Below are 19,467 nucleotides of genomic sequence, written 5' to 3' on the forward strand. Positions count from 1 at the left end.
CTCCTAAAAAATTCATGATTACCCAGGTTTAGCGGTTCGAATAGGAACGCAATCTGGCAAAGAGTCATATTTTACCACAATTTTAGGAAGCCATGTTGACTTTTGAAAAAAAAATTTTTTGTTTTGCTTAGATTAATAGAAATTGGTCAGAATCTCAAACACAATAGACACCGCATTCAAAAAACCTCTTCGATTCAACAACCCCGCATCCACCCGTTGGGCACCTTCTCCCCATGTCTGGGGAGAAGGGAAAATGAAAGACGCTATTAGCCTGTCTATTTATTTTTTAACAGCCTTCCAATAGGTTTTCTTCAATAAATATGCTGGGATTAAAAATATCACAAGAAACAACAGCACTCCGCTGCCAACATAGTAGCGGGTTAAACGAGCAGGTTCGGAAACATACACTAAAAAGTGAACCAAATCCCTGACTGAGCTATCAAATTGTTGCGGGGTACCTTCCCCTTGCTCAACTGTTTGTAAGTAATCAATCACCTCTTTACCATCCACTTTATCCATAACAGCGATGCGTCTTCCGGACAAGGGTAGCAATACGTTCGGCATGGCTACCCCTGGCACTAATAGGTTATTCGCACCAAAGGGTCTGGTATTATCGGCATAAAAACTGGTTAAATATTTATATATCCAGGCCGAGCCTTTTTCGCGCGCTGTCAAGCTAAGATCAGGTGGCTCAACGCCAAACCATGTACGCGCATCGTCTTTGGGCATTGCGATTTGGATAGGATCGTGCTCTTTCGATTCAGTAAATATCAAATTGTTATATAGCAAGTCCTTATCTACCTCACCGGAAAAGGTGGTTAGACCTAAGTCTTCTGCCATGCGACTGTAGCGCATGTATTTTAACGAATGACAGCCAGAGCAATAATTCATAAAAAGGGCTGCCCCTCGTTGAAGTGCGGCTTTATCTTTTAAGTTGACAGGAATGGGTTCAAGTGGCGTTTCTGTACTTGCGGCTGCCTGCGTGGATATTGCCAGCAGCAATGAACAAATTAGCAATAACTGTTTCATTAACCTATCCTCTCAGGTGGCATTTTATGTGTTTCGAGACGAGTATAAATCGGCATCAGTAAGAAATACGCAAAATAAACCACAGTAAATAGCTGTGCTAGTGCTTGGCGAAGGGGCGTGACAGATAATGTTCCCAAATAACCGAGCGAAAGAAAACTAATGACAAAGAGCCATAAAAAAACTTTGGAGAACATGCCTTTATATCGCATCGATCGCACAGGGCTCCTGTCAAGCCAAGGAATGATAAATAAAACGATAATCGAGGCACCCATGGCTGTCACGCCCATTAATTTATTGGGAATCGCCCTTAAAATGGAATAAAAGGGTGTGAGGTACCAAACAGGCGCTATATGCTCTGGGGTGACGAGCGGATTAGCTGGCGTGAAGTTAGCATGCTCTAAGAAATACCCTCCCATTTCAGGGGCAAAAAAGACCACAAAGAAAAATGCGATTAAAAAGAGAATAGCAGCCACCAGATCCTTCACCGTGTAATAGGGATGAAATGGGATGCCGTCTAATGGGCGACCTTTTTTATCTTTGTGTTTTTTAATTTCAACGCCGTCGGGATTGTTTGATCCAACTTTATGTAGGGCAACAATATGCAAAAAGACTAACATGACGAATGCTAAGGGCACACCAATGACATGGAGGGCAAAAAAACGTTGCAGTGTTGCATTGGCAATATTGAAATCGCCCCTTAGCCAGACAAGTAAACTATCGCCTATCCAGGGTATAGCACCGAATAATGAGGTAATAACTTGTGCTCCCCAAAATGACATTTGTCCCCAGGGTAATAAGTATCCAAAAAAGGCCTCCATCATTAGGAGCAAGAATAAAAAAGCGCCAAGTAACCAAATTAACTCACGGGGCTTTTGATAAGAACCATACAGTAGACCACGAAACATATGCAGATAAACAACAATAAAAAATGCCGAAGCCCCTGTCGAATGCATATAGCGCAAAAGCCAGCCTAAATTGACGTCACGCATAATATACTCAACCGAATCAAACGCGCCTTCAGCAGTCGGCGTATAAAACATGGTCAGCCACAACCCAGTAATAAGCTGGTTGGCCAGTACCAGCATGGATAATGCGCCAAAAACATATAAAATATTAAAATTTTTGGGCGCATAATACTCACTCAGGTGTTGGCGCCAGGTGCTCATGAGTGGAAATCGTTCGTCAATCCAACTAATCATTCGATTCATGAGTTATCCTTCCTTAGACGATTCACCAATAACGATGACGTGTTCTGATACAAATTTATACGGGGGTACTTGTAAATTGATTGGTGCCGGAACCCCTTTATAGACTCGGCCGGCAAAATCAAATCGTGAGCCATGGCACGGGCAATAAAATCCACCCATCCAATCAGCACCAAATTCTTCTGCATTGGGGGTATATTTCGGTACGCAACCTAAATGTGTGCAGATGCCAACCAGCACAAGATATTCAGGATTGATAGAGCGATATTCATTTTTAGCGTATTCCGGTTGTTGGTCAACCAGCGATTCTGGGTCACGCAGACTGGATTGTATTTTGGGCAGCCCTTCTAACATCTCTTTGGTTCGTCGCAGTATCCAAACAGGCTTGCCGCGCCATTCAACCGTCACTTGTTGACCTGGCTCAAGGTCTTTCAAATCGACTTGCACAGGTGCACCCGCCGCTTGCGCTTTTGCACTGGGTAACCAAGATGAAATAAAGGGGGTTAGTGCGCATGCAGCACCAACGCCACCTATGGCACCTGTTGTTTTTAAAAGAAAGTCCCTACGTTCCTGATCAATGTTACTTTCATCGGTTGCACTTTCTGATGATGAATCCACATTTAGTTCATCAGTCATGTCATCCCTCACACAAGTATGAAAACCATAATTTTATGACTATAAACGAAAAATGGTTTTTCTTCTAGCCTGATTTTATTGAAAACAGCAGTAAAGTGCAATTATTCATGCAATCATAAAAAGGGAGAAAATTATTTTGACGTTCTGAACAGCTTTTTATAGGGTAAAAAAAACCCCGCTGATGCGGGGCTTTTGCGAATTAACGCTTGGAGAATTGCTTTGCTCTTCGCGCTTTTGGGCGACCAACTTTCTTTCTCTCAACTTTTCGAGAATCTCGGGTTAGTAGACCTTGAGCACGTAATTTACGTCGGAAAGAATCTGGGTTTGGTTCAGCGTCTTCCACTAAATCAGACTCATCATAATCGACTAATGCACGCGCAATACCTAATTGTACGGCGCCTGCCTGTCCAGTGATACCGCCACCTTTGACAGTCACATAGACATCAAATTTGCCTAGCATATCGACAACTTCCAGTGGCTGTCTCACAACCATGCAAGAAGTTTCACGACCAAAATACTCATCAAGTGGGCGACTATTAATTTTAATATCGCCTTTGCCCGAACGTAAAAATACTCTCGCAACAGAGCTTTTTCGTCGGCCAGTGCCATAATGCTGCTTTAATTCAGCCATATTACTTTTCCCCAACTTCTAATTTGATTGGTTGCTGAGCTGTGTGTGGATGCTCGCTACCAGCATAGACCTTTAACTTGCGGAACATTTCACGTCCCAAAGCATTTTTAGGCAGCATGCCTTTCACGGCAAGCTCAATAATTTTGATAGGATTACGGGCTTGCAACTTGTCAAAACTCGTTGATTTTATCCCGCCAGGATACCCTGTATGATGATGGTACATTTTATCTGTCGCTTTTTGACCTGTAACCATCACTTTTTCTGCATTTGTTACAACAATATAATCACCTGTGTCAACATGAGGAGTATAAATTGCTTTATGCTTCCCACGTAACCGACGTGCAATTTCTGTTGCCATACGGCCAAGGACTTGGCCATCTGCGTCAATATGAAACCAATCACGTTTTACTTCGTGCGGTTTGGCGCTAATTGTACTCATTTATTAAACTCCGTACGCCCATTTTGCAAATAATATAATCTAGGGAGGCGATTTTACCCAAAACTTACGCAACACACAAGGGTTATGGGAAAATTATTTTAAATAAATAATCGGGGCACTGGCATGCCTTCAATCAAATGTGTTTGCACAATTTCGTCTAGGTCAGCTTGGTTTTGGTAAGTATACCAAACACCTTCTGGATAAATCACCAGACAAGGACCCATGGCGCAACGGCCCAAACAACCTGATTTACTGACTCGAATTTTATCAGGACCATGGCGATCCAGCTGCATTAACCGTTCTTTGACATAAGAAAACGCATCGGCAGCACCTGAATCTGCGCAGCACTTTTTTCCATTCATTTTTTGATTGTTGCAGACAAAGACATGCTTTTGGTAATACGACAAGCAAGGCTCCTAAGACTTAATGATTATTCAACATCAATTTGTTCAATTCGCTTTTTCAACTTCATGCCTGGTTTAAAGGTCACGACTCGTCGAGCAGAAACTGGAATTTCTTCCCCGGTTTTGGGATTACGACCTGGTCGTTGACTTTTATCTCGTAAGATAAAATTACCGAAACCTGAGAGTTTAACATGATCCCCTCTTTCTAATGCCTGGCGAACTGTTTCAAAAAACTTTTCAACCAGTATACGCGCGTCTTGACGAGACATTTGGCCTTTTTCAATCAGTATTTCTGCCAACTCAGCTTTACTCAATGCGTTCACTATGATTCCCTCAGTTCTATTGACAGCTCTTGTTGAAGTATTTTAAGTATAGCACTGATTTTATTATTGATCTCAATATCGGTTAAAGTTTTATCCGCCGCTTGCATGGCAACACTAATCGCCAAACTTTTTCTACCTTTAGGAATCGATTCCCCTAAATAACGATCGAACACATCGACTGAACGGAGTAGCTCATTACCCACCGCTTTTTCCACCAACCGTTTAATTTGCTCAAACTCCGTTGCTTCATCCACTAAAAGTGCTAGGTCTCGTCTAATTAAGGGGAATTTTGAGAACGATCGATAGGCGGGCTTTGGGCTAAATGTCGCTAAAGCACTTAAACAAAGCTCAAACAAAAATACGGTTTGGCTAATATCCAAAGCGGCTGCTAAACGAGGATGAAGTTGTCCCATTCGCCCTACCCACTTTTGCTGGACATAGATGTCGGCGCTTTGACCGGGATGTAAGGCTGGGTGGGTTGATGCTTTTAGTTGAATGTTGTTTAAACCGATGAATCGACATAAGGCCTGGACATCGCCTTTGATATCATAAAAATCAATTTTGCTGACATCATCACACCAATTAATTGCACCTCGTTGACCTAATGCCAAACCAGCAATCATCGGTTTTTCGATGATTTTTCCTTTTGAATAGTCAAATATGACACCCGACTCAAATAAATGCATGCTCGTGTGTTGCCGGTGGAGGTTGTGTAGCATGGAAGCCACCAATCCTGGCCATAATCCTAATCGCATCTGAGACATTTCTGATGACAACGGATTCAACAGGTCCATGGTCTCTTCTTCGGGATAAAATGCCTTTTGCACTTGCGGATCCACGAAGCTATAGGTCACTGTTTCCTGATACCCACGCAATACAAGCCCGTTGGCTATTTTATCGTTCAAAACCTCAATCGCATCAATGCTACCATGAACGATTTCGCCTTCCATAGGACTTCCAACGATATGCTGAAATCCATATAAACGGATGACCTCTTCAACCAAATCCACATCCAAGTTCATATCAAATCGATACGAAGGCGCTTTGACTCGCCAAGGAGTTGACTTTGAGTCAATGTCCAAACCTAATGCTTGTAACATTTTTTCAATTTCAGCTTCCGCAATATCAACCCCAGTCAACTGTTTGACCTTAGCCGGGTTAAATTGTATAAGTGCTTGCTGGGGTAAATCAGCCAGATTTTCTGCAACAGTCAACTCACCAGCATCCCCGCCACAAATAGATAAAATCAACTCACTTGCATAATCAATTGCCACCGTTTGGATGGATGGGTCTATCCCTCTTTCAAACCGCTGTGAGGAATCTGTGCAAAGACCATAGCGCCTTGCAATGCCCGCGATATGTTTTGGGTTAAAAAATGCACTTTCTAGGAAAATGGCGTGCGTATCGACGGTAACAGACGATTGTGCACCGCCCATGACACCAGCTAAAGATAATGATTGCTTTTCATCGGCGATAACCAGCGCGTCAGGCGACAAAGAAATTTCTTTATCATCCAGTAGTAAAAGTGATTCACCGTCATTTGCAAACCTTACTTGCATAGCACCTTGCAACTTATCATTATCATAGGCATGCATCGGTTGACCTAATTCCATCATCACATAATTGGTGATATCCACCACGGGATGGATTGTTCGAAGGCCACAACGTCTTAATCGCTCCTGCATCCATAGGGGTGTAACGGCATTTGGATTAATGTTCTCAATGACACGGCCACAAAAACGCCCGCAAGCTAAGCCTGCATTCAGATGAATTGAACGTTTAAGTCTTGATTTTATTGGTATTGTCACACTTGGCAACGGGTTGACCGAGCGTCTTGCTAAAGCAGCCACTTCTCTCGCAACACCTCGGATGCTAAAACAATCTGCTCTATTAGGCGTTAAATCAATATCAAGTGTCGTGTCATCTAAGGCTAAATAGGTTCGTAAATTTTCGCCCACCGGCGCATCATCAGGCAACTCCAAAATCCCTTCAGACTGATCAGCCATACCTAACTCGGTTGCCGAACATAACATGCCTTGAGAAGGTTGCCCCCGCAATTTTGCAGGTTTAATTTTCAAGCCATTGGGTAGAACAGCACCAACTTGAGCTAGTGCTACCTTCAATCCTGCGCGAACATTATGTGCGCCACAAACGATATCCACTTCACCTTTCCCCGTATTAACCTGGCAAAGGGTTAGTTTATCGGCATCGGGATGAGGGCTAGTGGCTGTTACCTCGGCAACAATCACGTCGTTAAAATTACCCGCAGCAGGAATGATCCCATCGACTTCAAGCCCGGCCATGGTAATTTGTTCTGCCGTTGTATTTGCATCCCAGTCGCTGTCAACCCAAGATTTTAACCAATGTAAACTAACTTTCATGAGGTGATTCCAGAATAGATATTAAAACTGTTTCAAAAAGGCCAAATCATTTTCAAACATGATGCGTAAATCATCGATGCCATAATACAACATCGCTAATCGATCAATTCCAAGGCCAAAGGCATAGCCTTGATACTCATTGGGATCGATGTTGACTGCTTTTAATACATTTGGATGAACCATACCACATCCAAGAACTTCCAACCACCCTGTCATTTTACACGACCGACATCCTTCTCCTTTGCAGTGGGTGCAAGAGATGTCTACCTCGGCAGAAGGCTCTGTGAAAGGAAAATAGGAAGGCCTGAATCGCGTTTTAACGGGCGCGCCAAAAAAGTCAGAGAAAAAATTGGTCAGAAGCTCTTTTAAGTGGCTTAAATTAGATACTTTATCAATGACTAGTCCCTCAACCTGGTGAAACATGGGTGTGTGGGTAACATCCGAATCACATCGGTAAACTCGCCCGGGGGCAATCAATCGAAACGGTGGCTTGCCATGCTCCATACTACGGATTTGCACCGGTGAGGTATGTGTTCTTAATAAATGGCCATCACCGAAATAAAATGTATCATGCATAGCACGCGCGGGATGGTGGTCGGGGATGTTTAATGCTTCAAAATTATAATAATCGGTTTCAATTTCTGGTCCAGTAACCACATCAAAACCTAGCTTACTAAAGTATTCATTGATTCGCTTTTTTGTCAGCGATATGGGATGTTTTGAACCAACCTGTCTGTGCCTACCAGGCAACGTGACATCAATGGTTTCTTCAGCTAATTTTTTATTGAGTAACGACTCCGCAAAGTCTTCCTTTTTTGCCTCAATTTGGTGATGAATCGCTTGCTTTGCTTCATTCACCAACTGGCCGACTTTGGGTCGCTCTTCTGCCGATAGCTGAGCCAAGCTTTTTAAAATACCCGTTAACTTACCTTTTTTACCCAGGTATTCCACGCGTATATCATCGAGACTTTTAGCATCTTCTACCGCTTCAATTGCAGCCGTTGCTTCATTGACATATAACTCTATCTCTTGCATATATTACTTTCCATAAGCGTTATTACGCCAAACGGGTTGCAAAAGAGCCTATTCAATCATACATCCCAGGTGTTTGGCTAGTGTAATTATCAATTTTAGAAAGAAAAAAGGGCAGATTTAAGACGCGTTTGCAGTCTGTCATCTACCCCTTATAAGATGTAACGCTAGCTTAGCTTAATGCCGCTTTCGCTTTTTCAGCTATTTTTGCAAATGCATCATGATCATGCACCGCAATATCAGCAAGCGTTTTCCGATCAATTTCGATATTCGCTTTCTTTAAGCCATCAATTAATCGGCTATAGGATAGGTCACATAAACGCGCAGCTGCGTTAATACGCGTTATCCACAAAGCACGAAACTGTCTCTTTTTTTGACGACGGTCACGGTACGCATATTGCCCCGCTTTAATGACCGCTTGCTTTGCGACGCGATAAACTCGACTACGGGCACCGTAATAACCTTTCGCTTGCTTTAAAATTTTCTTATGACGTGCCTTGGCTGTGACGCCTCTTTTCACTCTTGGCATATTGGACTCCCCCTATTAACCACCGTTCAACATACGTTTTACCATCTTTGCATCTGGAGCACTGAGCATCAGATTAGATGAACGCAGTTGACGTTTTCGTTTAGGGCTTTTCTTAGTCAAAATATGACTTCGATTGGCACGACGACTTTTCACTTTTCCGCTAGCTGTCACTTTAAAGCGTTTGCTAGCACCTCGATGAGATTTTAACTTTGACATTAAATACTCCGCATTTAGTACGCATAAACGATGTTCGTACGACAACCAATTGCTATCTAGACTGCCTAAAAGGCATGACCAGCTAGTATTGACTTAACTCGTAAAAACGCTACTTCTTCTTAGGCGCCAGTACCATAAGTATCTGTTTTCCTTCACGTTTTGGGCTCTGCTCAATCACAGCAAGTTCTTCTGTGTCTTTAACCAGTCGCTCCATCAAACGCATGCCTAAGTCTTGGTGTGCCATTTCTCGTCCCCGAAACCGCAGGGTCACTTTGGCTTTATCACCATTATTCAGGAAACGTATCAGGTTGCGTAGTTTGACCTGATAATCCCCTTCCTCCGTCCTTGGTGTAAACTTTAATTCTTTGATTGAAAACTGTTTCAATCGTTGCTTTTTCTTTGCCTCTGCTTTCTTCTTGTTTTCCTCGAAAAGAAACTTCCCATAATCCATGATACGGCATACAGGGGGGGCTGCTGTAGGCGAAATTTCGACTAAATCGCTATCACTTTCTTCCGCCGCTCTCAGTGCTTCCCGGATTGATACTATGCCTACCTGGTTGCCATCAACATCAATTAAACGCACTTCTGGTGCTGTGATTTTTTCATTGACACGTGCGCGATCGTTTTCACGCTTAGATGTTGTATTAATGGTGTTTCCTCCAATAAACAATCTTAAAGCAAAATATTATTCTAAATCCTAAGGAAAATCCCTAGAATTGAACAATAACAAATAATTGGATTGTTGAGTAACCCCAACAAACCAATCTTCAATTATCCCGCGATCTGTTTTGATTCGACGGCTTCTTTTACCAGTTGGATAAACTTATCCAGTGGCATACCCCCTAAGTCTTGACCAGCTCGGGTCCTAACACTGACTTGCTGATTTTCTACTTCTTTATCACCAATAATCAGTTGGTAGGGAATTTTTTGTAAAGTATGCTCACGAATTTTATATCCAATTTTCTCATTTCTCAAGTCTGTTTTAACACGAATTCCACATTTTTTCATCTGATCAGCTATTTCTACCGCATATTTATGGTGTTTATCCGTTATCGACATCACCACAACTTGCTCTGGAGACAACCAAACCGGGAAAATCCCAGCATAGTGTTCAACGAGAATCCCCATGAAGCGCTCAAAAGTACCAATAATCGCACGATGAATCATCACAGGAATTTGTTTACTACCATCTTCAGCGATATATTCAGCACCTAAACGCTCAGGCATGGAAAAATCAATTTGAATGGTGCCACACTGCCATATTCGTCCGAGACTATCCGATAACGAACACTCGATCTTTGGACCATAAAATGCCCCTTCTCCGGGTGCGTCAACCCAGGTAATGTTACTACCTGCCATGGCTTTCTTCAAACCCTCTTCTGCTTTATCCCAAACGGCATCAGACCCGACTCGTTTTTCAGGGCGTAATGCAAGGCGATATAAAATCTTATCAAAGCCAAAATCTTGATAGACGGATTTAACTAACTGCAACAGTTTAACAACTTCCGTTTGAATCTGATCTTCTGTACAAAAAATATGGGCATCATCTTGAACAAAATTTCTCACCCGTAACAAGCCATGCAGTGCACCGGAAGGTTCACATCGATGGCAATTACCAAACTCAGCTAATCGCAGAGGCAGTTCACGGTAGCTTTTTAAGCCTTGATTAAACACTTGCACATGGCAAGGACAATTCATTGGCTTAATCGCATATTGGCGATTTTCCGTCTCAGTGAGAAACATTTCATCGCGAAAATTTGCTAAATGACCTGATTGCTGCCATAGGCTGACATCAACCATTTGTGGCGTTCGAATTTCCTGATAATCATTCGCCAAGCACTCTCGCAAGTAGTTTTGCATAACCTGATAAATTGTCCATCCTTTTGGATGCCAAAATACCATGCCAGGCGCGATATCTTGGAAATGAAATAAGCCAAGTGCTTTTCCAAGGCGTCGATGATCACGCTTTTCAGCTTCTTCAATGCGGTGCAAATACGCGTCAAGATCTTTTTTATTCAACCATGCTGTCCCGTAAATTCGTTGCAGCATTTCGTTATTTGAATCGCCTCGCCAATACGCACCGGCTAGTTTCGTTAATTTAAATGCTTTGAGAAACCCCGTGGATGGCACATGAGGCCCTCGACAAAGATCTTCAAAACTGCCTTGTTTATAGAGAGAAATCACTTCACCAGAGGGGATCTCTTCAATGATCTTGGCTTTGTAGTTTTCGCCAATGCCTTTAAAATATTCAATTGCTTCATTTCTAGGCAAAGAACGTCGAGTAACCAGAAAATTCTCTTTTGCCAATGCCGCCATTTTTTCTTCAATTTGCGCTAAGTCTTCGGGCGTAAATGGTCGACCAAAGGCAAAGTCATAATAGAACCCGTCTTCAATCACTGGACCAATCGTGACTTGCGCGGAAGGGAAAAGCTCTTTCACCGCCTGAGCTAAGAGATGCGCTGTAGAATGACGAATAACATCTAAGCTTTCTTCATTTTTCTCGGTTAAAATGACCAACGAGGCATCATCTTCGATGGTATAAGACGTATCAACTAATCGATCATTCACTTTGCCCGCAATAGCGGCTTTCGCCAATCCAGGGCTAATTGACATAGCGATGTCAAATACACTCACTGGTTGCGAAAATGACTTGACACTGCCATCCGGTAATTGAATATTTGGCATACCCTCTCTCCGATTAGACTGATTGTAGTATTGTTTCATTCTCACACGAATCAGTAATCAGCTTAAAAATAACGAGAAGTCATTCCAAGCTCTAGGTGAGAAGTTTATAAAAAAAACCCTGCTACGCAGGGTTCAAAATTTGGTAGGCACGAGTGGGTTCGAACCACCGACCACCACCATGTCAAGGTGGTGCTCTACCACTGAGCTACGTGCCTATATTTTATGCATCGATTTAAGTTCTATGTATTCTAGGAAATATCCCCAACAAGATCAACCATTTTAGCAAGTTTTTATTGCACGATGTCATTTCTGTCGTTAATATAAATCTTACTTATTATTTTGTTAATTACTTTTTTCTACCTTTCGTTGATAGAAAAGAGCCTCAAAAAATAACAACAAAAATGGCAAAATTATATTTCTATTATTCAGCAATGAATGCTGGTAAAAGCACGGTACTGTTGCAATCAAGCCACAATTATCAAGAACGTGGCATGCAAACGCTCCTCTTGACTCCCAAAATTGATAATCGATTTGCTGAAGGCATCATCCATTCTCGGATAGGATTATCCGAATCAGCTTATTCCTTTAGCGAAAATGATGACCTTTATGATTGGGTTAGCACACAAAAGCTTTCCCTTGCCAACGTCGCCTGCGTGCTAATTGATGAAGCGCAATTTTTATCAAAAAGACAAGTAACCCAGCTGTGCGATGTCACAGATAAACTCAAATTACCCGTTCTAGCGTATGGTTTGCGGACAGATTTTCTTGGCGAGCTTTTTGAAGGAAGCCAGTATTTGTTGGCCTGGGCTGATGAGCTAGTTGAAATCAAAACCATTTGCCATTGTGGCAGCAAGGCAACCATGAACTTGCGGATCGATGAAAATGGGAAAGCCCTTGATATAGGAGAGCAGTTGCTAATTGGCGGGAATGATCGCTATGTTTCAACCTGCCGTCGACACTTTAAGCAAAAAAATCCGGGGCATGGGCACGATATCGCCAAGAATACAAAGACAGAAGCATGTGTTTAATTATCATTTTTTGTACAAAATAGTTACCATTGTTGATCCTTTTTTGATATAATGTGCCTCAATTTTTAAGCACCTTAACCTTTGGAGTTGAAATTGTCCAAACCAGCTAGTTTTGCCTCTTCTAATGTGGGCTTAAGGGATTCCTCGTTAGCGTGGATTGTTTGCCTTTCAGCTGGCCTTTTTTTCTTGTATGAATTTTTTCAACTCAACTTATTTGACACCATTAATCGCGATTTTAGCCAAGCCCTTTCTCTCAATAGCGTACAAGTTGGCTGGATTTCGTCTTCTTTTCTGATTGCTGATGTCTTATTTTTATTACCAGCCGGGTTAATCCTCGACCGATTTTCAATACGCTCTGTGATTTTATTTGCCTTAGTTTTAAGTGTTGCCGGGACGTTTGGCTTTGCCGTGACCCACTCCTTCACATTCGCATTTTTCTGCCATTTTTTATCCGGGATTGGTAATGCGTTTTGTTTCTTAGCCTGTGTGATGTTGGTCACCCAGTGGTTCCCTCGTAACCGGCAAGCCTTAGTGATTGGCATTATTGTTACCATGGCATTCTTGGGTGGAACATTAGCGCATGTCCCCTTGCTCTGGTTGAAAGCACATTTTGGTTGGCGCCAATCTTTAATGATCGATGGCCTTGTGGGCATTGGTATTTTAGCCATTATCGCACTATTTGTGAGTGAAAAGAGGCCCAATCTTCCCGTCAAGAAAACTGCCCATCAACCATTTTGGAAATCCTTAAGACTCGCTGTTCAAAATCGCCAGAATTGGGTATTAGGGCTTTACACAGCCATATTAAATTTACCCATTATGGTGCTTTGTGCCCTTTGGGGAACTCGGTTTATGACAGAAGTGTATGGCTGGCCAGAACAATTAAGCTCTGAGATGATGTCGAATATTTTCTATGGCAGTATGGTGGGATGTCCTGTTATTGGTTGGCTATCAGACCAACTTGACCAACGCCGAAGCTTAATGATTTTTTGCGCAATCATCACCTTGCTTTTGTCTTTGCCTATGAGTTTTGGATGGCAGGTTAGCCCTACCACCATGAAATGGTTGTGCTTTACCATAGGCTTTATCACCAGTGCACAAGTATTAAGTTATCCACTTATCGCTGAAAGCAATCCGCTGGAATATCGTGGCGCAGCAACTGGTTTCGCCTCTGTCTTAATCATGGGCGGTGGCATGGTTGGTCAGTTACTGTATAGTTTTATGTTGAACATGCATGCGCAACAACAAACTGTTTACACCAGTGCTGATCATTTATCCACAATTATCATGTTACCCATTTTATTTGTTGGCGCAATTGTTACTGCCATCTTGATTCGAACCCCTACTAATAACCAGCCAATTAAGGAGACTTAATGCAACCACACATTGCAGCGGCAGATAGCGATAAATTAGTTTCTGATAATGCCTGGCAAGCTTGGTTAATATGTATCAGTGCATCGCTCTTCTTCTTTTATGAGTTTATTCAGGGAAATATGTTTGCTTCAATTGGCGAAGCATTAATGGCTGACTTTCATATTCAGGCCAGTACAATGTCCACATTGTCCAGTGTCTATTATCTATCGAATGTCTTATTTTTATTTATTTCAGCCGCCATTCTTGACCGCTACTCCGCCAAAAGAACCATTATTGTCGCAATGGCTTTATGTGTCTTTGGCACCATTACGATGGCCTTGACGCATTCTTTTGCTGTCGCCATTTTCTGTCGGTTTCTTACTGGCATTGGCAGCGCTTTTTGCTTTCTAGGCCCTGTCCGGATAGCCTCACGATGGTTCCCAGCTAATAAAATGGCATTAGTCACCGGGGTAATTGTCACGATTGCAATGGCAGGTGGCATGGCTGCACAAACGCCATTGACTATTTTAGCTTATCAATATGGATGGCGGCAAAGCCTACTCTACGTTGCTGCCTTAGGGTTTATCATTTTATTCGTCATGATGCTAGGCATTAAAGACAAAAAAGAAGATACGGCTCATACCATTGATCCCTACCGATTTAGTGATGCACTCACTATCTATCTAAACCCCAAAAATTATCTACCGGCTATTTACACCAGTTTGATGAATGCCCCTTTAGCAATATGGGGAGCAATCATGGGCACTACCTATCTTGCCCAGAAGCTGCAAACGACGAACCAGAATGCTTCCATAATCAATTCCATGTTGTTCATGGGCATGATTTTTGGCGGTCCACTCATTGGTTCTTTATCTGATCGAATGGGCAACCGCGTAGCCCCTATGCGATGGTCTTTATTCATTGCTTTCTTTTTATTTTTAGTCATTAACTTTACCACCCCATCCATGGGGTTGATGATGGTTCTTTTCTTCATTTTAGGCTTTTTCTGTGGTGGCCAAGTCCTAAGTTATGCCTTGGTTGCAGAAACTAATTCGCCGGCAATCACCGCCATGGCTTTAAGCACCATATCAATTTTAACCCAAGGTGGTTACATCCTTTACCAAAAAGCGTATGGGGCAGTCCTTGATTATATTGGCCCAACTTATTATGCCGCCAATGACACCCCCATTTACACCGTGTCCTCTTATCAGAGCGCCAACATTGTGTTGCTAACCTGCTTTGTTGTTGCCGCGATAACGCTCGTCCTTTTGCAAAACTTTTCGCGGAGATAATTGGATGCATGGAAGAGTTTGTGTTTTACTCATGGATTCTTTCGGCATTGGCGCGAGTCTTGATGCACATCGCTATGGTGATAGCGGCGCAAACACGCTTGGCCATATCATTCGCGCATGCGAATCCGGCTTAGCTGATAACGACGAAAGGCAAGGGCTACTTAACATACCAAATCTTGCAAAACTAGGCATTTACCATGCGTTGGTAGCCAGTAGTGGTGAAGCCTATGGCGATCTTGCCTCGATCGGAAAACCCCAAGGATTATATGGCTATGCGGTTGAACAAAGCGCTGGCAAAGATACGCCAAGCGGTCACTGGGAAATTGCCGGCGTTCCCGTTTTGTTTGATTGGGGTTACTTTCCAAACAAAGATAATTGTTTTCCTAAAGAGCTTATTGAACAATTTTGTAAACAAGCATCCTTGCCTGGCGTTTTAGGTGAGTGCCATGCCTCTGGCACAACGATTCTGGAAACGTTAGGTGAAGAACATATTAAAACAGGAAAGCCAATCGTCTACACATCAGCAGACAGCGTGTTTCAAATCGCAGCCCATGAACACTATTTTGGTTTGCAAAAACTCTATGACGTGTGTGAGATAGCTCGAAAGTTATGTGACTCACTCAACATTGGCCGAGTAATAGCCCGACCGTTTATTGGCGAGCCAGGGAACTTCTCTCGAACAGCAAATCGAAAAGATTATTCAGTGCCCCCCCCAAGCCCAACCTTATTAGATAAACTAATTAATGAAAAACGAGAAGTCATCGCTATTGGTAAAACAGCGGATATTTTTGCTCATCAAGGCATCAGTCAAACGCTAAAAGCCGACAACAACATGCATTTATTTGATGAAACACTGGCCGCCATGAAAAAGGCAAAAGATGGCAGCCTTATATTTACGAACTTTGTCGATTTCGATTCAAAATACGGCCATCGAAGAAATGTCAGTGGCTATGCCCATGCCTTAGAACAATTTGATAATCGATTGCCAACGCTAATCAACCAACTGCAACCACAAGATAAAATTATTATAACGGCCGATCATGGCTGTGACCCAACCATGCCAGGGTCTGATCATACCCGTGAGCATATTCCAGTGCTCGCCTATGGCCCCAATTTGGCTGCCAAGTTTATCGGCCGTCGGGACACGTTTGCCGATATTGGTCAGAGCATTGCTAGCTGGCTAGGGATAAAACCATTATCCAACGGCGTTAGTTTTGCGTGATTGTTACGGGAAAATAGCTAGGTCAATCCCACATCAAACTTGAAATTTTATAAACTACCCCCATCTGCTAGATTTATTTGCTGTGAGGAATTATTTTGGAACAATATCGAGGCACAACCATTCTATCAGTAAGACGCGGGGATAAGGTTGTCATAGGAGGCGACGGGCAGGTTACCTTAGGAAATACTATCATGAAAGGTAACGCCCGCAAAGTGCGACGCTTATATAAAGATAAAGTCATTGCCGGGTTTGCCGGTGGCACCGCTGATGCATTTACCTTATTCGAGCGATTCGAAGCAAAGCTTGAAACATATCAAGGTAATCTCGTTCGAGCAGCTGTTGAGTTAGCGAAAGATTGGCGGACAGATAAGGCCTTAAGGCGATTAGAAGCCTTATTAGCCGTCGCCGATACAAAAGCCTCGCTGATCATAACCGGAAATGGGGACGTTATCGAGCCGGAAGAAGGCTTAATTGCGATTGGCTCCGGAGGCCCCTACGCACAATCTGCCGCGCGTGCCTTGTTAGATAACACCAAATTGCCTGCCCGCAAGATTGTCGAAAAGGCATTAATCATCGCCGGAAATATTTGTATCTATACAAACAACAATTTAACCATAGAAGAGCTTGATAATGAGTGCAATTAACGAAACAATGACACCCAGAGAAATCGTACAAGAATTAGACCGATACATTATCGGCCAGGATGACGCAAAACGTGCTGTTGCCATTGCTTTAAGAAATCGCTGGCGCCGTATGCAAATTGAAGATCATGCCTTGCGTTCTGAAATTATGCCCAAAAACATTCTGATGATAGGCCCAACAGGTGTTGGTAAAACTGAAATAGCCCGACGATTGGCCAAATTAGCGAAAGCCCCTTTCATCAAAGTCGAAGCCACAAAATTCACCGAAGTTGGGTACGTCGGAAGGGATGTGGAAAGCATTATTCGCGATCTAGCCGATGTGGCTGTCAAACAAGGCCGCGAAGAAGCGATGAAAAAGGTAGAAAATAAAGCCCTTGATGCCGCTGAAGATCGGGTATTAGACGCGCTATTACCAACGGCCAGCAGCGTTAATGCTGCCGAAAAAAATGCGAATACAACACGGCAAGCATTTAGAAAGCAGTTAAGAGAAGGGTCTCTCGATGATACGGAAATTGAAATTGATATGTCTGCTTCCAACTTTGGCATCGAAATCATGACCCCTCCCGGCATGGAAGACATGGCCAGCCAGCTTCAATCCATGTTCCAACAAGTCGGTTCGGGTAAAACAAAAACCAGACGCGTGACTATCAAAAAGGCCATGCAACAATTAAAAGAAGAAGAAGCAGCAAAATTAATTAACGAAGATGACATCAAAGTTCAAGCAATTGAAAATGTCGAACAAAATGGGATCGTCTTCATAGATGAGATCGATAAAGTTGCTAAACGAGCCGAACATGGTGGTGCCGATGTCTCCCGAGAAGGCGTTCAGCGGGATTTATTGCCTTTAGTGGAGGGTTCAACCGTATCCACTAAATATGGCATGATTAAATCCGATCATATCCTTTTTATTGCTTCCGGCGCATTTCACGTTGCCAAGCCATCAGACCTTATCGCTGAATTGCAAGGCCGATTACCCATTCGCGTCGAGCTAGGTGCACTGTCCGTTGATGACTTTGTACGAATATTAACAGAGCCAAACGCTTCTTTGACGAAGCAATACGCTGCGTTATTAGCAACGGAAGGCGTTACCATTAAATATGCTGAAAATGGTATACGAAGAATCGCTGAGGTGGCATGGCAAGTTAATGAGCGCACTGAAAACATTGGCGCACGACGACTATATACTGTCATGGAGCGGCTATTGGAAACCATTTCCTTTGATGCCACGGATAAATCTGGCTCCAGTTTCACTGTCGATGCGGACTATGTTAATAAGAACCTGGGGCAGCTGGTTGAAGATGAGGATCTTGCCCGTTACATTCTTTGATATCACCAAATAAAAAAGCCCGTATTAGGGCGTCACCTAATACGGGCTCCAAAAGGAGGGATAAAAACACGTTTCTCCGCCAATGCTGACAATAGTCTATATCGCGATAAAACGGCTTGGTTTGCCCACAATAAATTGATTAATCACCGCTTGCCAAAATGGGGTATAAAGTTTTTCATACAGAGGGTGTGCTGCGTCGACTGGGAAACACGGGCCGTGATTGATTTCTAAAAGCCATAGTGTTTCGTTTGCATCGACCATAAAATCCACCCCAAAACATCCAATCCGAGGCTTTTCATCCTGAAAGTGTTCTTGAAAAGAATGCCTTAGTGCATCACTTAGCCGCTGACAAGCGTGGATAATGGGATCTTCAAAAGGCTGGTAAATCACCATTTCGCTACTTAATCGCTGTACGACATTGATGCGTTCATCACTTAAATGCTCATTGGTTAAGTGAACCGAAAGATCCTGTGTTACATCCGCATAAGGTCTAAGCGCAATATTCAAGTAACCATTAGGAAAAATGCCACATCCCGCATGCGTGGATAACACCATCAGTTGGCGAATACTGTATTTATGGCCATGCGTGGGCCCCTGAATCAAATGGGGAGGCTCAATGTATCGTTGTAAAACATGCGGTCCACCCAACCGTTTTCTGCTAACATAGTAATCATATAATGTCTCAGGGTTTTCAAAAATATGTATATTTTGCCCATTATTTAATAAAGCGGGTTTAAGAATAAAGCGTCCCCAAGATTCCTTGTCAACAAGACCCAAAATCGTCTGCCAATTGTCCTCGTCTAAACAATAGGTTAATGGAATCAGGTCTGACAAACCGTGTTGTTGGCAGAATTTAGCCAATCGATGTTTGTATTCTAAGGTTTCACTGATTGCTATCGGGAAATCTAACCAGGCATCACTCACCTTTGCACGCCTAGGAATACGAGTAGCTGTCCAGCCTATTTGACTCAGAAATGTTGCCAAATTGGTTTGAGTGGGTGATTCTTTTCGAAAACAATAGTAATCAGTCACTATGGCCTCAAATCAGTGAAATTTAACATCGAATCGGAATAACAAAAAATAGCATATATCATCAT

Annotated in this window: 20 protein-coding genes and 1 tRNA gene; 6 read left to right on the forward strand and 15 right to left on the reverse strand. The window is 42.8% G+C overall.

All coding sequences use genetic code 11. The annotated features are described in order from the left end of the window. Window positions 1-279: 279 nt before the first annotated feature. From AB3348_RS04955 to AB3348_RS05020, 14 genes are all read right to left on the reverse strand, one after another. Window positions 280-1,029, reverse strand: a complete 750-nt coding sequence (locus AB3348_RS04955) for a cytochrome c1 (RefSeq protein WP_367606458.1) — start codon at window positions 1,027-1,029, stop codon at window positions 280-282. Continuing rightward, the gene (locus AB3348_RS04960; RefSeq protein WP_367606459.1) at window positions 1,029-2,237 is read right to left on the reverse strand and encodes a cytochrome bc complex cytochrome b subunit; all 1,209 of its coding nucleotides are present in this window, start codon (window positions 2,235-2,237) and stop codon (window positions 1,029-1,031) included. Before AB3348_RS04960 ends, AB3348_RS04955 begins: the two co-directional genes overlap by 1 nt. Window positions 2,238-2,240: 3 nt before the next feature. Then, window positions 2,241-2,870, reverse strand: coding sequence for a ubiquinol-cytochrome c reductase iron-sulfur subunit (petA, locus tag AB3348_RS04965; protein ID WP_367606460.1), 630 nt, complete (start codon window positions 2,868-2,870; stop codon window positions 2,241-2,243). A 199-nt stretch (window positions 2,871-3,069) separates the two neighbouring features. Then, a complete protein-coding gene (gene rpsI / locus AB3348_RS04970; RefSeq protein WP_367606461.1) occupies window positions 3,070-3,501 on the reverse strand; it encodes a 30S ribosomal protein S9 in 432 nt (143 codons plus the stop codon). A gap of 1 nt (window position 3,502) precedes the next feature. Beyond that, window positions 3,503-3,940, reverse strand: coding sequence for a 50S ribosomal protein L13 (gene rplM, locus AB3348_RS04975; RefSeq protein ID WP_367606462.1), 438 nt, complete (start codon window positions 3,938-3,940; stop codon window positions 3,503-3,505). A gap of 98 nt (window positions 3,941-4,038) precedes the next feature. Next, complete coding sequence (locus AB3348_RS04980; RefSeq protein ID WP_367606463.1) at window positions 4,039-4,347, reverse strand: ferredoxin; 309 nt, start codon at window positions 4,345-4,347, stop codon at window positions 4,039-4,041. A 23-nt stretch (window positions 4,348-4,370) separates the two neighbouring features. Next, entirely contained in the window at window positions 4,371-4,667 is a 297-nt protein-coding gene (locus AB3348_RS04985) for an integration host factor subunit alpha (protein ID WP_367606464.1), read from the reverse strand. Beyond that, window positions 4,667-7,048: a phenylalanine--tRNA ligase subunit beta gene (gene pheT / locus AB3348_RS04990; RefSeq protein WP_367606465.1), complete on the reverse strand. Its 2,382-nt coding sequence runs from the start codon at window positions 7,046-7,048 to the stop codon at window positions 4,667-4,669. The genes AB3348_RS04985 and pheT overlap by 1 nt, the downstream gene beginning before the upstream one ends. Window positions 7,049-7,069: 21 nt before the next feature. Continuing rightward, window positions 7,070-8,083: a phenylalanine--tRNA ligase subunit alpha gene (pheS, locus tag AB3348_RS04995; protein WP_367606466.1), complete on the reverse strand. Its 1,014-nt coding sequence runs from the start codon at window positions 8,081-8,083 to the stop codon at window positions 7,070-7,072. Between the two features lie 169 nt (window positions 8,084-8,252). Continuing rightward, window positions 8,253-8,609: a 50S ribosomal protein L20 gene (rplT, locus tag AB3348_RS05000; protein ID WP_367606467.1), complete on the reverse strand. Its 357-nt coding sequence runs from the start codon at window positions 8,607-8,609 to the stop codon at window positions 8,253-8,255. 15 nt (window positions 8,610-8,624) lie between these two features. Next, the gene (rpmI, locus tag AB3348_RS05005) at window positions 8,625-8,825 is read right to left on the reverse strand and encodes a 50S ribosomal protein L35 (RefSeq protein WP_367606468.1); all 201 of its coding nucleotides are present in this window, start codon (window positions 8,823-8,825) and stop codon (window positions 8,625-8,627) included. 109 nt (window positions 8,826-8,934) lie between these two features. Further along, window positions 8,935-9,474 carry a translation initiation factor IF-3 gene (gene infC, locus AB3348_RS05010; RefSeq protein ID WP_367606540.1) on the reverse strand — a complete coding sequence of 180 codons (540 nt, stop codon included), beginning with the start codon at window positions 9,472-9,474 and terminating at the stop codon, window positions 8,935-8,937. A gap of 122 nt (window positions 9,475-9,596) precedes the next feature. Further along, window positions 9,597-11,510, reverse strand: a complete 1,914-nt coding sequence (gene thrS, locus AB3348_RS05015) for a threonine--tRNA ligase (protein ID WP_367606469.1) — start codon at window positions 11,508-11,510, stop codon at window positions 9,597-9,599. A gap of 140 nt (window positions 11,511-11,650) precedes the next feature. Continuing rightward, a tRNA-Val gene (locus AB3348_RS05020) sits at window positions 11,651-11,725 on the reverse strand. A gap of 186 nt (window positions 11,726-11,911) precedes the next feature. Between AB3348_RS05020 and AB3348_RS05025 the strand changes: the two genes are divergently transcribed. From AB3348_RS05025 to hslU, 6 genes are all read left to right on the forward strand, one after another. Then, entirely contained in the window at window positions 11,912-12,538 is a 627-nt protein-coding gene (locus AB3348_RS05025) for a thymidine kinase (RefSeq protein WP_367606470.1), read from the forward strand. A gap of 93 nt (window positions 12,539-12,631) precedes the next feature. Continuing rightward, window positions 12,632-13,909 (forward strand): MFS transporter, encoded by a 1,278-nt coding sequence (locus AB3348_RS05030; protein ID WP_367606471.1) that lies wholly within the window; start codon window positions 12,632-12,634, stop codon window positions 13,907-13,909. Further along, complete coding sequence (locus AB3348_RS05035; protein ID WP_367606472.1) at window positions 13,909-15,180, forward strand: MFS transporter; 1,272 nt, start codon at window positions 13,909-13,911, stop codon at window positions 15,178-15,180. The genes AB3348_RS05030 and AB3348_RS05035 overlap by 1 nt, the downstream gene beginning before the upstream one ends. A 4-nt stretch (window positions 15,181-15,184) precedes the next feature. Then, window positions 15,185-16,402 (forward strand): phosphopentomutase, encoded by a 1,218-nt coding sequence (locus tag AB3348_RS05040; RefSeq protein WP_367606473.1) that lies wholly within the window; start codon window positions 15,185-15,187, stop codon window positions 16,400-16,402. A 95-nt stretch (window positions 16,403-16,497) separates the two neighbouring features. After that, window positions 16,498-17,046: an ATP-dependent protease subunit HslV gene (gene hslV, locus AB3348_RS05045; protein WP_367606474.1), complete on the forward strand. Its 549-nt coding sequence runs from the start codon at window positions 16,498-16,500 to the stop codon at window positions 17,044-17,046. Further along, window positions 17,033-18,370: an ATP-dependent protease ATPase subunit HslU gene (gene hslU, locus AB3348_RS05050; RefSeq protein WP_367606475.1), complete on the forward strand. Its 1,338-nt coding sequence runs from the start codon at window positions 17,033-17,035 to the stop codon at window positions 18,368-18,370. Before hslV ends, hslU begins: the two co-directional genes overlap by 14 nt. Window positions 18,371-18,466: 96 nt before the next feature. Here the strand turns inward: hslU and AB3348_RS05055 are convergent, their stop codons facing one another. Further along, window positions 18,467-19,402 (reverse strand): tubulin-tyrosine ligase, encoded by a 936-nt coding sequence (locus tag AB3348_RS05055; protein WP_367606476.1) that lies wholly within the window; start codon window positions 19,400-19,402, stop codon window positions 18,467-18,469. Window positions 19,403-19,467 lie beyond the last annotated feature (65 nt).

This window comes from Legionella sp. W05-934-2, from assembly GCF_964199965.1.
In the GTDB taxonomy this organism is placed as follows: domain Bacteria; phylum Pseudomonadota; class Gammaproteobacteria; order Legionellales; family Legionellaceae; genus JAFIFT01.